12 protein-coding genes are annotated in these 14,691 nt (G+C 53.5%); 3 read left to right on the forward strand and 9 right to left on the reverse strand.

Annotation, left to right across the window (positions count from 1 at the left end; genetic code table 11):
• Positions 1-327: 327 nt before the first annotated feature.
• From CAF79_RS01685 to CAF79_RS01695, 3 genes are all read right to left on the reverse strand, one after another.
• A complete protein-coding gene (locus CAF79_RS01685) occupies positions 328-918 on the reverse strand; it encodes an HNH endonuclease domain-containing protein (RefSeq protein ID WP_085696143.1) in 591 nt (196 codons plus the stop codon).
• Positions 905-2,239: an AAA family ATPase gene (locus tag CAF79_RS29390; protein ID WP_256579214.1), complete on the reverse strand. Its 1,335-nt coding sequence runs from the start codon at positions 2,237-2,239 to the stop codon at positions 905-907. The genes CAF79_RS01685 and CAF79_RS29390 overlap by 14 nt, the downstream gene beginning before the upstream one ends.
• Positions 2,240-2,762: 523 nt before the next feature.
• Positions 2,763-3,593 carry a hypothetical protein gene (locus CAF79_RS01695; RefSeq protein WP_085696144.1) on the reverse strand — a complete coding sequence of 277 codons (831 nt, stop codon included), beginning with the start codon at positions 3,591-3,593 and terminating at the stop codon, positions 2,763-2,765.
• 624 nt (positions 3,594-4,217) lie between these two features.
• Here CAF79_RS01695 and CAF79_RS29065 point away from each other — a divergent pair.
• Entirely contained in the window at positions 4,218-4,388 is a 171-nt protein-coding gene (locus CAF79_RS29065; RefSeq protein ID WP_170929680.1) for a hypothetical protein, read from the forward strand.
• 246 nt (positions 4,389-4,634) lie between these two features.
• Here CAF79_RS29065 and CAF79_RS01705 read toward each other — a convergent pair whose 3' ends face one another.
• Entirely contained in the window at positions 4,635-4,991 is a 357-nt protein-coding gene (locus tag CAF79_RS01705) for a hypothetical protein (protein ID WP_085696146.1), read from the reverse strand.
• Between the two features lie 173 nt (positions 4,992-5,164).
• Positions 5,165-6,184, reverse strand: a complete 1,020-nt coding sequence (locus tag CAF79_RS01710) for a DNA-binding protein (protein WP_085696147.1) — start codon at positions 6,182-6,184, stop codon at positions 5,165-5,167.
• A gap of 178 nt (positions 6,185-6,362) precedes the next feature.
• Here CAF79_RS01710 and CAF79_RS01715 point away from each other — a divergent pair, with 178 nt between their 5' ends.
• Complete coding sequence (locus tag CAF79_RS01715) at positions 6,363-7,310, forward strand: site-specific integrase (RefSeq protein ID WP_085696148.1); 948 nt, start codon at positions 6,363-6,365, stop codon at positions 7,308-7,310.
• Here CAF79_RS01715 and CAF79_RS01720 read toward each other — a convergent pair.
• Positions 7,279-7,566: a hypothetical protein gene (locus CAF79_RS01720; protein ID WP_256579215.1), complete on the reverse strand. Its 288-nt coding sequence runs from the start codon at positions 7,564-7,566 to the stop codon at positions 7,279-7,281. The two genes, CAF79_RS01715 and CAF79_RS01720, sit on opposite strands and share 32 nt — an antisense overlap.
• Positions 7,567-7,767: 201 nt before the next feature.
• On the opposite strand from CAF79_RS01720, the gene CAF79_RS01725 reads away from it, so the two are divergent.
• The gene (locus tag CAF79_RS01725; RefSeq protein ID WP_085696149.1) at positions 7,768-8,163 is read left to right on the forward strand and encodes a helix-turn-helix domain-containing protein; all 396 of its coding nucleotides are present in this window, start codon (positions 7,768-7,770) and stop codon (positions 8,161-8,163) included.
• A 141-nt stretch (positions 8,164-8,304) separates the two neighbouring features.
• Here the strand turns inward: CAF79_RS01725 and CAF79_RS01730 are convergent, their stop codons facing one another.
• The 3 genes from CAF79_RS01730 to CAF79_RS01745 all read right to left on the reverse strand — a co-directional run bounded on the left by CAF79_RS01730 (position 8,305) and on the right by CAF79_RS01745 (position 14,679).
• Entirely contained in the window at positions 8,305-12,111 is a 3,807-nt protein-coding gene (locus tag CAF79_RS01730) for a hypothetical protein (RefSeq protein ID WP_085696150.1), read from the reverse strand.
• A 1,074-nt stretch (positions 12,112-13,185) separates the two neighbouring features.
• A complete protein-coding gene (locus tag CAF79_RS01740) occupies positions 13,186-13,683 on the reverse strand; it encodes a hypothetical protein (RefSeq protein ID WP_085696151.1) in 498 nt (165 codons plus the stop codon).
• Positions 13,684-13,785: 102 nt separating this feature from the next.
• The gene (locus tag CAF79_RS01745) at positions 13,786-14,679 is read right to left on the reverse strand and encodes a TIR domain-containing protein (protein WP_085696152.1); all 894 of its coding nucleotides are present in this window, start codon (positions 14,677-14,679) and stop codon (positions 13,786-13,788) included.
• Between the last annotated feature and the right edge of the window lie 12 nt (positions 14,680-14,691).

Raw genomic sequence — 14,691 nt, forward strand, 5'->3', positions numbered from 1 at the left:
TGCTGCTTCGAATCGGCGACTCCAGGAGCTCCACGCTTCAGCGCCAAACGCGCCTTCATCCACCACCCTGCAGAGTCGAAATCTTGCATCACTCTCAAAAGTCTTCGTCGCTAAGAACCATGAGTGAAAATCCGCTGTATCCGCGTCGATCTAGCCCAAACATGACATGAGGCTAGGCTTGCACGCAACCCCCGTGATGGTGCACTTGATTAACTAGGTAAAATCTCATGAGTAAAGGGGCCTTATGACAGCCCCTTTTCGGAAAAGATCAATGGAAGCGTCCATAGATGATCTTCGCCCTAGTGCATGCTGTTCATACGGAGGTTCTTATCCGGAGTCACCAAAGCGTGCTCGTTCCAAGGCTGTGCCCAAATCTTCAAAGAGCTCTTCAGAGACGCCCAACTCTTCGAGAATCCTATTTAGGTTGCACGCGTATATCGTGTAGCGCCCTTTCTTGGAGATAGAAATATATAGGTATTGGACTTTCTTAATGTGCTCAGCATATTCGTCTAAGTGTGGATGCACTAACCTGTAGCGGTGCGACTGCAGGGGGTAGATTTTGATAGCATTCCTATCTAGCGGGGAATCCAGGAGGCTTTCACTATCTTTTTTATATGTATTACAGTCTGCACAGATCACACAAAGATTTTTGGGTTCGAACATGAACTGAATATATTTTGATTTGGGCAGAATATGCTCAACTGGGGAATTGGCTGCAGCGATCGCGCCGATATCTGAGCGGCAATAGGCGCAAGAAAGTTTCTGCTCTCTTCGGTAATGGTTTCTTACTTCGCGACGCATATCTTCGAGGTCGTCATCGCTCCATCGAGTGTGGCTGAGCTCCTTATCCTTCTTGATCTCTTCTACTTTTAGAGCGACTTTAGCACTAAAGATTACCGGTGAATTAATGAGAGGCATAATGACTAACCAGTTCCTCTACTGATATGATGAGTTTCTTGACTGGATCTTCGCTTGATAGGTTTGGCTTGAAAGCTAGCAACCTATTTAGCCCGTCCAAAATCTCAGCATCTATTTTGCTTCGACTCCTTATTTTTGCAATCAAATCAAATCCTAAACGAGAAACATATTCGTTCATCCTGCCAGGGGCTCCAAAAAGCTCCGCAAGCTGGAAGTCGGCAGATTTGTTATTGAAATCCTTAGACTTGTGTAGCACTCCACTTTCCAGTTCCAAAACGTAGGAAAATTCTGACGTGGCACAAGACACGATCTGTGGCGAGTGGGTGGCGACGATGAACTGGCAATCTGAATATTTCGAAAAAGCTGATATCAACATTGGCATGAACTCTTCTTGCCAACGCGGGTGAAGACTGATTTCTGGTTCATCAATCAAAATCACTGAGCCGTTTCTAATATGACCTGCGATCCCTAGCATTATAATCAACAGGCACTGCTCACCCGAGCTAGCTCGGCGCAGACTGATTGGGCCATGGTTTTCTTTCTCCAAGATAAGATCCATTAGCCGTATTAGCCCGAGCTTCATAAGAATGACTATCGAGTTGAGAATGTAAGGCGGTAATTTTTTACCGTTGATGTAAGCCGTGCTGGTTGCAAAGTTAAACTCAAGCTCTATAGCTTTGCGAGAGTAATAGTATGAGGCGACATGATCCATCGCATACTCAACCGAGGACTGCTCCTCAGTTCCTAGCGCCTCGAAAATAGCCTGGTATCTTTTGTCAACTCGTATCGGGCCGGTGCTTTCAACGGGCTCGACGAAAAAATACTCTTTTTCACTCGTGGCTTTGAACTCGTCAGCAGCCTTATCAAAGACAGGCTTCAGCATGTAAGTTGATCTTGGCCTGAAATGCAATGAGGCGAAAACTTCCAGAAAGCTAACGCCGTGGTTGCCGTGTAAAGCGCCACCGAGTAAGCCGCGAGCGGCTGAAGACATTAAGGATATTGAAGATGACGTGAAAGCTGAGCCGTCTCCGCGCAGGCCAATGTAGCGAAAGTTGCTATGGTTTTTGAGCTTGAATCTGGAAATAATCGGAAATTTATCAAACGGGCTTGTTGAAACAGCTATTACCAAAGGTTCTTCTTCATCGTCGTAATCATAGTCATAGCGCTGTATGAGTTCCTTCGCAATCGCAGAAATCAGCCGACTTTTACCTATACCGTTTTTTCCTACCACTAGGGTAAATGAGTTGCTTTCACTAAGCAGTGCCTCGTCTTGGATCAACTCAAGCTCGGCGCCTTCGTAATTGTAAATTCCAATTTTCAAATGTGCTTCCTTGTGTGTGTTAACGTGGATTGTATAATTTCCGAGCGGCGTCCTCCCCTATGCGGCTCTGCGGGATAGCCAGGCACAACATGTGAATGGCAGAGGTTTGATTTTGAAAGCTGATAGGTGCACAGCGTTGCCCTTCTGGTTTAATCACAGGAGGTAGCTCGGCCAGCATGACCCCTACCATCCTTTCCGGTATGCGATGGCTGTATGCCATGAAAGTGAACGGAAGGCTACTTGATCTTACCGCTTGCTGGGTAGACGTCCCTTTCCTTGTCATCGCCGCTTATCGGAGGCCAACAGGGTGTGTTCTCATTGCTACCGCACACGCTATTTCGCGCGATATGCCGCAGGAGGGATGAACGGGTTGCTGACCGTCACCTCCAACTGTTTTCGTGTAGCAGTCGGGCTTTCCATCATGTTCTCCATCGTGATCAGCAGACGATAGTCTGGCCAGGCGCGAGCGTTTTCCCGAAGTAGTTGATTGCCTGAGGCCGAACAAAGCGTTTCAAGTGCAGCATCAACCGTCCTGGGACTCGCTCTCGACTTTGTTGTGACGCCACCGTAAGCAAAGTCTGTCATCGTCGTCCATCACCCAGAGACCAGACCAAATAGCCATCCAGAATTGCGCCCTCACAATGGTTGGCAGCGCCATTAACCGACCCAGCGCCTGCAATGCAGGGCGAACGCTGAATTTCCTTTTGGGGTAAGCGAAGGGCGTATAGACACGGTGTCCGGGTAGGCCGAACCTGAAGCGCCAGTAAAGCGAGATCTCGCTCTTGGCAAATTTGATCGCATTGCAATTCCAGCGCTTATTCCAGCGGAACCTCCACTGATCGTTCAAGAGCCAGCTGTGGGTCATGAAGGACTGCACGGAGTCCTGGGCAGGTAACTCAGAGCCAGTTGCTGGCTGGATCACACAATGCCGCAGCTGGATCTCCTCTACTGAGAATGCAATGCCTCCCTCCTCACCGCCCACAAATGCTTGTACGGGAATATTTGTGAGGTTCCAGACGATGGGACGAGCATCTACATCGCATACCGATACTTTTTCCTGATAGCGGATGCCTGCGCCAATCGCCTCGAAATACAGGTCAACCTTAGCGAGACTCTCTCCGATGGAGCGCAGCGCCAGACGTGAGATCCGTGGCTCAGGATCCGTAGGCATTGCTAGCCGTACTGAGTACTCCAAGTGATTTCCTAGCGTATCCCACCGCGCTCCCAGCCGATGACGAATAGCCCATTTTTCATGTGACGCAGCGTAGGTCTTGTACAGCAACGCCTTGGTCACCCGCTGCCAAATCCAGTCTGCAGCCTTGACGACGAGGTTGAACGGAACTGGGATATCCAAGCTTAACTCCTAGTTGCACTGCACAAGGTCAATGCCGTGAGCAGTGGATCTTCGACCAATAGTGCCGCAGTCACCGCATCAGCATGACAGCAGTCACAGTACCCACGGATTTCCGCGCAGATGTCAGCAGCAGGGGGTATCGGGCAACTAGCTGGTGCCCTCACCAAGCTACAGTCCTAAGTCGATGGCAAAGTACCGATCGCGCATTGCCTCTGAGGCCTGGCCATCATCGAGAAGGCGGCGACACAAGTTGTGAACCAGATGTAATCGCAGGGAGTGTCGTATTTCAATGCCAGGGCTGAGCACGTGAAAACGGCCGGCCCGGTTTCGAAGCAACGCGCTGAGCAGCGCCTCCACCCCCTGGATGCCAATATCTTGTGCATAAAGGCGCGATGGCGGCTCAAGCCCAGGAGCTCTCTTGTAGCTCAAAATTGCAGAGTCCAAGATGCGCTCCAAGCCTGAACCGTAGTGCTCAGAAGCGCGTGCCCACACAGCCGTCTCCAAGCTAACGTCCAATTACTGTCCTTTCCTAAAGGTCGTGCGGAAAGTTTCGACCTGGCATCAGAGTGCTGCGGGTGCTCGTTTATACTGGCGATCGCTGAAGCGAGAACCTGGAGAATTTAGATGTTTATTGAGTTTGACCCCAACCGCAACGATTTTGATGCCTTGATGAGACATTGCCAATCGCATCGACCTAATACGGGGGATGCCAGAGAGGATCAGCGCCTGCTCGATGCGCTCGAAGCGCTCTCGGAAGCCATGCAGGTCTCAGATCAAATCTCTGCACAGGGCTGATCAGCTCGACCGGCTCCTTAGCAAACATTACCTTGTTAGCCAATTCTGCGGTGAACCACCATGGCTGACTAGATCGTCAGCCCCTGCCGGAGTTTCAAGTTTGATCGTCCATGACTACGATCGCGGCAGTCGTGAGGGGTGAGGAATGGCAACGGCGACAACAGAAGCACAGCGGCTGCGTGCTGGATGAACATGAAGAGATACAGGATGAGGTAGCCCACCTGTAAAGCGGGCTACCTGCGACTCTTAGATCTTGGCTGCGTTTCGCTCAGGCTTCAGAGCCTTGAACTGCTTCTTCAGCTCCCACCAGTTGGCATTGAGCCATTCAGTGACCTTGCCACGCCCGGGGGCGGTCGACTTGAAATGCTCTTTGAGCATCCACTCGGCGTACAGGCGGCTTTCCTTCGTCAAGTCCGGCCCCTCTCCGTATGCCACTCCTTTTTTGTCAGACGACAGGCCGAGGTTATTCAGGTAGCTGAGCATCTCGTAGCCTTCTTTGCGGCTTAGGTGCTTCGCATCTTCATGGATGAGATGAGGGTTATCCCCTTCCGTTGCTTTCCAGCTGTACTCATACCGCAGGTCACTTTTAAGAAGCTTCGCCATGGTTGCGCATCTCGTCATACCCGTTGGTGGGCAATGTCAATATGGTGGCCATATCGCGAGACTCAAGCCTTCGTACAGATATTTCTCAACCACGACAACAGACTGGATAGCAGGCAGCTGGAGGCGCTCAAGCCTCATCCGCAGTTCAATTTTCGTAGATGCGCTACCAGGCCCTAGCTAGGTTGAGCATCAATCCCCGCTTCGCTCTCTCTTTCACCACCTGTTTCGGTGCTTTCGCTTGGCGGAATGGATCGCTTGGCTTCTGCAAGCTGTTGGGTCAACTCCGCTGTTGTCGCTTGAAGCTGGATTACATGGGCATTGGCAGCCTCTGCCTCCCTGCGCGCGAGTAGCAGGTGTTCCTGGAGCATTTCTTTCGCGCCTTCAGCCCGTGCGGCAGCCATATTCGCGATGCCCAGATCACCTTCCAGGCGCCTCAGGGAGTCCTGAGTCTGGTGTAAAAGCTTGTTGTTTTGCCTTGCCTCTCCCAGCAATCGTTCGTTGTCTCGAATGAGTCGAGACTGCTCATCCTGACGCACCATCAAGGTTTGTTGGAGTTGCAGCAGTTCGTGTTGCGATTGCTGGAGCTGTGTTTCGTGTCGACGCTGGTCTTGTTCGCGTTGCTCTTTGATCGCAGTGCGGTAGTGCTCCAAGGCATCACGAGCATGCGCATGCTTTTCCTCCAGCGATCGCACCAGCTCATCTTTCTCCTGTATCCGCACTTCTAAGTCTGAGCAGCTCTGGCTGATGCGCGCGTTGCGGTTCAGCTCCGTCTGTAACGATGACTGCGACGTCTTCAATTCCTCAGCCTGGCTTACCAGTGCAGCATCGCGGCTTGCGGTCTCTTGCTGAGCCTTCTTGAGCTCATCTTCGAGCCCCTCGATCTGCTTATTCAGCACAGCCACGCGTTGTTCATGAGAGGTGCGCTCCTCTGCCAATACGACATTGCTCTCCTCCAGTAGCCGCTTCATGAGCTGAGCGACAAAGCCGGTGAGCTCGTCGCTCAGTCGCGTTGGGTCGGACTGAGGGCGTGGATCCGCAGCCTCCAGCTCCTGGAGATACCGAGAAATCGTGGTTTTGGAGCCGGTATTCCCGAGTTCGACGCGCACGGCGTCGATGCTCGGGTTGAGGCCGCGCGTCAGCAGCGCGCTACGCGCTTTCTGGACAAGAGCTTTGTTAATACCGCCGCGAGCCATGCTCCCTCCTACGATTTCATACCGCGTTACATGTCATGTATCTACATCTCATCTTATGTCATTTGACGGTTTAGAAAAATAGGTTTCGAGAGAGTAAATAATAGGGTGTTATGTGTTCTTATCACGCGAAATGCCTCAAAATCGTCTCCAGGCATGTGGAAACAGCAGGAATCGGTAGATGGACAAGGCGGAGCGGTACCTCACGGCAGGCACGCGAGAAAACACGCGCAAGAGCTATCGAGCAGCCATCGAGCATTTCGAGGTCACCTGGGGCGGATTCCTGCCGGCAACGGGCGAGGGAATTGTTCTCTATCTGGCGGAATACGCAGACTCACTCGCGCTCAGTACCTTGCGCCAGCGTCTGGCTGCGCTCGCGCAATGGCATCTCAGCCAAGGATTTCCCGATCCGACGAAGACACCACATGTTCGCCAGATGCTCAAAGGCATCCGGGTGGTACACCCCGTAAAACAGAAGCAGGCCACTCCCCTGCAGCTTCGCCACCTAGAGAAAGCGGTCAATTGGTTGGATAGCAAAGCGAGAGCAGCTATTGAGTCGGGTGACTACCTTGCTCTCATGAGATACAGGCGAGACGCAGCGCTGCTGCTTATCGGTTTTTGGCGTGGCTTCCGTAGCGATGAACTTGCTCGCCTCCAGGTTGAAGACACGCAAGCTGAGGCAGGCACAGGTATCACCTTTTACCTGCCTTACACCAAGGCTGATCGTGATCATCAAGGCAGCACGTTCAACACCCCTGCCCTCAAAAAGCTCTGCCCGGTGGAGGCATATATCAACTGGATAACCGTGGCTGGGATTGCCAATGGCCCCGTTTTTAGAAAGCTTGATCGGTGGGGCAACCTCTCAGAGAAAGGGCTTAAGTCAACCAGCTTCATACCCCTGCTCAGGCGCATCCTGGAAGACGCGGGCATACCTGCTCAGGCCTACAGCAGCCACTCGATGCGTCGAGGATTTGCGACCTGGGCGTCCGCGAACGGCTGGGATATCAAGGGCCTCATGAGCTACGTCGGCTGGAAAGATATGAAATCTGCGTTGAGGTATGTCGACGCCAGCACCTCCTTCGGCGGGCTAGCTGCATCTAGCCCAGGGGAGATCGATCGTGATCACTAGACTGCGCCAGCGATTTCATCTTGATGATTTCCGCCTCTGCCGCTCGCAATTCGGCAGTCACGCCCGACCACATCACCACGAGGGTCGATATCTTTTCGCGACTCGCCTGCAGCTCATCTCCCAGCTCAGCGAGCTCGCTTTCCAGCAGGTCGCAGCGCTGCTTGAGAAGCTCCTCGCGGCTAAAAAACAGTTCGAATGCTCTGTCGTCGGTGTGATTGTGCATCCGCTGAATGCCCTGAAGATGGAAGGAGAACAAATGTGCTCCTGGTAGAATAAGTCCGAGGACTGTATATTTCAACAGTACTCGTGCTTGCCTGCTCATTGATAAGGCGTGGTTCAAAGGACTCCGGAAGCTGACCCGTAATTACCATGATGCGCGGTCGGCGAAATGCACCGGCGCCAGGCGGCAAGAGGCATAGGTCAGCCGGGATAATCGTCACGAGATTAGGAAAGCCTTATGACACTGAAGTCGTCATTTGCTGTCGTACTGCGTGCACTGCGTAGCAAGCGGAACATTACGCAGCGCGAATTTGCGGACACAACAAGCAGGACGTACCTGTCGAAGCTAGAAGGCGGGAGATCTAGCATCACTCTGGACAAGTTGGAGCAGCTGAGCGAACGGCTTGGGCTCTCCCCGCTAGCGTTGCTTGCCTTGACGGTTAGCGAGGAGACCGGAGAGCCGGCGGCTACGATACTTGCCAAGCTGGGTGCTGAACTGCGCGAACTGACCAGGGGTGAAGGTGTAACTGGCGTTCAGCCGTTGATACCTTCTCCTGAGGCTACTCCATCGCCACCAGCGAAGCAGCATTCCTCCTCCAGGCCTGCTGTAGGGCAAACAGAGCTTCCCTTCTAAATTGGTGTTCTGCAAAACCGTTCAACGCCCAGGTCGTTCAGGGATGCTTGTAACCTGGCGCACCCACTTCTACAGACAACTACACATATTTGAGCTGAGCGCCGGATAACTCCGACGCCCGCTGTCGCCGGTCAATTGAGGTTAGGCCATCTGGTTCCGCTTGCTGAAGACCACTGTACGCTTGGCCTCGAACCTCACCACCCCGACAAACCCTCGCCGTCTTAAGGCTTCTACTAGCCTTCGGTCATCCGTAGACGTTGATAGGTGAGCACGCTTCTTCTCAACGAGTGCGCCGTATTCCTCCCCTAATAATGGGAGTACCACGGCTATGTCAGCCCAACTGCAACCCATCTGAAGCACCTGAATGATCATGTCTGTCCGCTTTGAGGCGCTCATGGAGGTGTCCGTCATGCAATGGAGCATCACAGGTAGGTAGCTGGTTGGGAATGTGCCTTGCTCCCTGTTTGCACGTACACAAGCATTGCTCAATTCCTCTATCGAGCCCTCCCACGTGCTGAACATGTCGACGGTGACGCCCTGCCACATCGTCATGGTATCCGCCAGCGACGCGACACCCGCGCGACTGAGAGACGTCACAAGACCGATCGGGAGCGTAGACAAACTGAGGGTCGCCCGGGCTTGGTTCCAATGGTGAGCGATGTAGCGCGCCTCTACAGATGGATCATTTTGGGCAATCAGCTCTCTGATTTCTGAGCTGAATGGGACGAAAGAGGCGTTAGCAAAGGAGACCCACCGTCTTGCAGGGACGGAGCTATTCGTCAAAACCGAGGGGTTCAGGACAATCGAGGAAAACAGCGAGTTCAGCGTCTCATTGGCGATCTGCTCATGTTGAATGAAGTAGACCTGTAGCTCCTCCTCGCTTTCGCCCCCCCAGAGTTCCTTAGCAAGCGTCGCAGATGTGCGTTTAACGAAGGCGAAAAATGCCGGGAGTGCAGCTCCACTCAGATCCCCAGGTTCAGACTCAACAGGCTCACGGGACGCGCTGTCGGTTGCGAGAATCACGGTGTCGAAGAACGTCCATACGGTGTCGCCAACGTTGCACAAACGTCCAGACTCCATCGCACCGACCCAGAGCTCACGAGGGAGTTTGCCAAGGTCGGTCAACAAGCAAGTGCTGCGACGTATGAGCGCTAGCTGAAGCGCATGCCTGTCTTCGCTACCTTCCAGAAGCGCCAGCAAGCTCAGCAGTGAGCTTTCTGTCTCATCGAGGATACCCTCCTGACTCAGCAATCCGCTCACGTACTCTGAGGGTGACTGCTGGATCAAATCCTCGAACCCCTCGATGCCAAACTGGCTGATGCGATGATGCGAAACGACACCAGCCTCTGTTCCAGGCTCCAAAACGCTACATAGCAGTTTCAACATTGGCAGCGTAGGACTGAGGCAACCCCACTGAACCAGCGCCCTGATATCTTCCGCAGTAGCTGATTGGCTGACATTCCAGAACTGCGCTGGCTTTTCTCTGAGCCAAGTCCATCCCATCTGGCCAGATGTAAGGCCGGGGATCAGCTTGGAGACATCGTGCAGGCCGTTGATGGTTGTGATCAGCGAGTCACTGCGACCTTGTAGCTGTGTCAGCTGCTCACCGGACAAGCTATCAAGCACCATTACCACCAAGTCTTCACGAACAAGGTTTGCCTGGTCGTATGTCAAAAGCTCATTGATGAGAACGGGATGATATTTGAACATTGCTCTGGTGAATGCGCTCTTCGCCTCCTCCGGCAGCAGCTCGACCACTTCAGCGAGGCGCCCCATATGCTCCAGTCCGCTTCTGAGAATTAGCGCCAGCTTTTCTTTCCTCGACTCAGCGTCATCCTGGCGAGCGCGAACGAGCTCTGCCATCAAGTGGACTAGCAGCCCCTTGCCCTTATCAACCGAGTCAAAGTCCAGCTTACTCGCGACGCGTTCTGGATTGCGGATTGGGGTGGCAACGTCGAGCATTTCACCCCGGGCTAGGGCCATCGTAAGCATCTTGTCTGACTGGGTCAGGGAGCCTTCGTAGAAATAGCCTAGGTAGTCCGTGTAATCAGTATCAAGCTTGCCTCTGCGCAACAAGAAAATGATCAGCTCGTAGCCATTGAGACGAGCACTGAATGAGTCACCATAGCCGTTCTTACAGGCCTCTCTGAAGGGCATAGTCTTCAGCTTCGTGACCTCTCTCATGGCATCTGCTATCTGCTCGTCAATGTCATGGACTGTGCTTTCCAGAGCTTCAACGCGCTCGGAGTACGACAGCTCCTGCAGCACTGTGGCAGGGCTCAGCGCATCTGCTCTCTGAGTTCCATAACCTCTGGAATAGAACTGGGGCGCGACGTGCCTCTGACGAATCACTTGGTCAAACACCTGGTCTTCGACAAATTCCATCAATGAGATTTCGCTACCGTCTTCCAGCCACAACGTATTGGCGTGCTTGAGGTTGCCCTTGCGAATTAGCTCAAACCAGACGCATGCACGGAGACTCTCAACATCTGTAGCGATCTCTGCCTCGCGCGCTGATCGGCGCTCCCTCAGTTCTGCAATTACGTCCTGATACTGCTGAGCCTCCGATTTTACCCATGCGGGGTAGCCTTCGATTGCTTCATAGACCAGCCCTTTGCGCTTGAGCAGATCCGAGTACACGTCCGGGTGAAGATTCCTCAGAGCCACCATTGCGAAAAGCTTGTCAGGTTCAAGCGCCAGGCCGTCATTGGCGAGAATGTTCGCGTAGATGTCGAACTCATTTACGATGTTCTTGATCAGTCGCATTTCGTCGACGTGGTACCCAACCGTCTCGATCAATTTTGGCGACAACCCGGCACTGAGAGGCTGGCCCTTCACGTGACGCTGATCGAGCAGCTCGATCAGTTTTTCCCGTGAGTTTTCCGAGTTCACGACCGGGATGACGGGGATGATCAAGTCGAAGAATTTCGTCTTGTCCGTGACGGTAAACATCTCATCCCGCAGCGCATAGATGAAATGGATAGGACGCTTGATCTGCGGGGATTGCCGAATGATGAAGTTGATCTCACGAAGCCTGAAGAAGATCTCCTGGATGTCAAACCTGTCCAGATCTTCAATCACCACGACGTCGATGTCACTTTGCTCGAAGCAGTAGATGATCTCATCGATGTTCTTGTGCAACACCGAGCCATGATGCGTCGCCTCCAGCTTGCCGCCTTTGAGCGTCAGGCCATCGATGCTGAAAAGCGAGAGCAGCTTCAAGCCTGAGTACAGGGCCCACACACACCCTGCTGCAACAACACCCAGAGCGACCAGTTCGGGAATCCACATCAGCCCTTTAAGCGCCCAATCCTTTGCTACCTCGGAAAGGGTCTGCAACTTAGGTGCGCCCAGCCGCAGTGCACAAACCCCAATTGCTGCCACGCATAGGGTGCGCCAACAAACCCGTAATGTAGACGCTTGAGAAATACGCTTGAGCCGGGTTTTAGGGAGCTTCTTCGCCTGTACTGCATACAGCAGTTGCTGGACGATGGTCTCCTCGATCCGGTTGATCAAGTCGTCCCCCGCCTCCCCCTCAGGGCTGGCCACAACAGGGGCGGCAGTACCGCGAGTCGGGGACTCCGATGACTCACCAATTGAGTTTGGCGAGACGGTCGTAGGAACATTTGCCTTTGTGAACGTTGCCAACGAGACGAAGGTGAATTTGAAGCTGCGGTGATGCTCGAAGAATGTCTTCAGAACACTGCTCTTACCTGCTCCATAGCCACCAGTAATGGCAATGTTAAGCACTTCGTCGTTCTGCAGTGCCCGCAAGAGCTCCCGCTCGTACCTCTCTACCCTATCGTCCTCTACCAGGACTGGGGTCAACGGCTCGAAGAAGCGGTCGTCTTCACTACGCCATGCTATGAACGAACGTCGTGTTGCCCTTCCACCAGCGACAAGCGCCCACCAACAGCGACTGGCGCCGCGCACGATTCTCCCAAACATCTGCTTACCCTGCTTCCTGGCCTGTCGTGCAGCGCAATAATGCACTCACCGTCGATACGATCGCCCACGTTCACACCTTATGTGCATACGCGACACCTCAATAGCGGCTATATGCCACATATAGGGTCATTGCGCTATCCAGGATTGAAGGCCGTGGTGACAGCTGTTCATTAGCGCCGCGGTAGGCTTGCCTTGACCCCCTACCCAATGACGCTTGCATCTTCCCTTACTGAAGCTCGCCTTCGCCTTCTCGCGTAGGCATGCCGCAGACATCGCATATCACGTCGGCGACCACATCGGGCTTACTTGCTTGTACGACCTTCATTCAGCACCTCCGCCACCCTCTACGACCGTGAGTCGCACCTTTCCGACCTCAACCTAGCCGGGCACCGCAACTTAATGCTCAGCGTCGACCGGCCAGATTCGGGTAGCCTGCCCCTGGCTGGGCAATAACAGGCGGTTGAGTGTACGCATGATACCCTGCCTCAAGTTCAATTCCTGGAACATCCGCTTGAGCACGCTAGCTGCCCCCAGTTATTACGAGTCACTGCTTCACGCTCCTACTTTCTCCTCCGACCCTGCTGGTAAACGCCAAGCTGAGCGCTGGAAACGTCTGGTTGACGACATCCCAAAAGCACGACGGAGCAAGACCTGCGCGAGGCCCGAGGGAAGGCTGAGGGTTACATCATCGGCCTAGTCGAAACGGGCCATCTCTGCCATGACGGAGAACGCGACTGCAATATCCTCAGTAGCGTGCACCGTCGGCAAGACTTCTTGCGAACACTGCTTTCGACTTATACCTGACTCGTGACCATCGCAATTCCGGCGCCTTCCTGAGGCGCCTGGCGCCAAGGCATCAAGCCCCTTTTTGTGAGAAACGACCGTAAGCTCACCCTCCCCACTTCATGCTTGAAAGTGGCAATGACGAAGCGATCACATTCTGTGATAGCGCCCCAAATCAGCCCTCCTTCCTTAGGCTCACGACATTTGGAGTCTGGAGAAAGTTACGTCTGATTAACGTGAGTAAGGGCCCTCATCAAGGTGAAGTCACCTGTGAAGGTCTACACTGTGCGCTCAGGTAGCACGCAGTTCAGACTCCTCAAGCTCTAGACCCAGACCAAAGCGGGCTCCGATTGTTGCAGCCACTTGACGATGCATCTCAGTGGATCGATGGAAATGGATTTCTGTTTGGTAGGCGGGCCATTGACCTGCCTGACGAATCAGATAAACCAGCTCGGCCTCCACGGTTTCGATGTCGAGACAATCCCCATCAATCGCATTAACGTGGCACCAAATGTCCATCGTCGCAGCCGAAAAATGACGACGCCAGGCGTACCCGTGATATCCGTTCTTGCCATTGGCTGCCCATCCGATCCTTAGACGATTGCTCATCGATTGCTTGCTGATTCCAACGTAGACGGGATAGGAATGCCCCTCAACACTGATCACGTAGAGCTTCGGAGCTCGAGATGTCGCTAACCCAGAAAACCTGGATGTGTTCTCTGGGCACCGGATGGCAAAGGTCACGGCATCAAATGTCAGCGCATACCGTCCCAGGTAAGTCATTTCCATAGAAGACCCTCAACAAAGCGGCTGTACGAATAGAGAGTCCCCTTCACTAGAGGCATACTCAGTAAACGCTAGCCAATCTCCATGCGGGATGGCTAGGCCCACTCACGCACGCATGACCTTGTTCCAATCAATTTCATGACCAGCAGCTTCCAGTTCCCGCCCCAGCGCCTGCTTCCAGCCATCCTTATCCATCGACTCCCACACCACACCAGCAAAGTCACTCGGAATTTCCACAGTTCCGCGCTTGAGAGCGCAAACCTTTTGGCGGCCTAGGCGGCCCAGAAAGTAGCCCAACTCCAGCAACACATTCTGGCGAGCGCGGGGTTCTGGTGCTCCCCCTTTCATGCAACCTTCATCGTCCGGGGTGAGCAGCACTACAGCAAATCCAACATCACCGTGTGCCTCCACCTTCTCGATAACTGTCCTTCCCTGATTCGCTTGCTCGTGCAAAATGATGGATTGGAAGCCAAGTCGCTCGAGAAAACGCGCCAGCGTCTCACGAGCCCCTTCATCATGACCATGCACGATGAACACCTTGCGGGATAGCTCGCCTGAACCCTTCAACGCACCATTTGCGGCGTGGGTGACCGGAGCTTGCTCATGGTCGGATAAGTCTTCTCTCAGCGTCCGCTGTGCCTCACCCAGCAAAGAGATGGACTGAGCAATGTTGTCCTTTGTCCCTTGGACGTAATGGTGCCTGCGGGGATAATCCTCAGAGTAAAAGCCTGGAGAGAAATGCAGCTGAGCGGCAGATGAAAAACGAAAGTAGATCGCCGTATTTAGGCCGAAGCACCTATCCAAAGTATCTTCAATTGACGTCGACAATGCTACGAGCCTTGGCGAGTCCCCGTCCTCGTTGAGCTGCGAAACGTCAAAAGCTTCGAGGTCGCTGATGCGCTCCTGCAAGCGTTCAATTCCCCTCTCCATCTGTGCTGGAGACAGCTGAAGTTTCGGAGCGACGCTGTTGGCGCCAGATTGGGATTTGCTACGTGCCATCAAACAATTCCT

Source organism: Pseudomonas sp. B26(2017) (assembly GCF_002113045.1).
GTDB lineage: Bacteria > Pseudomonadota > Gammaproteobacteria > Pseudomonadales > Pseudomonadaceae > Aquipseudomonas.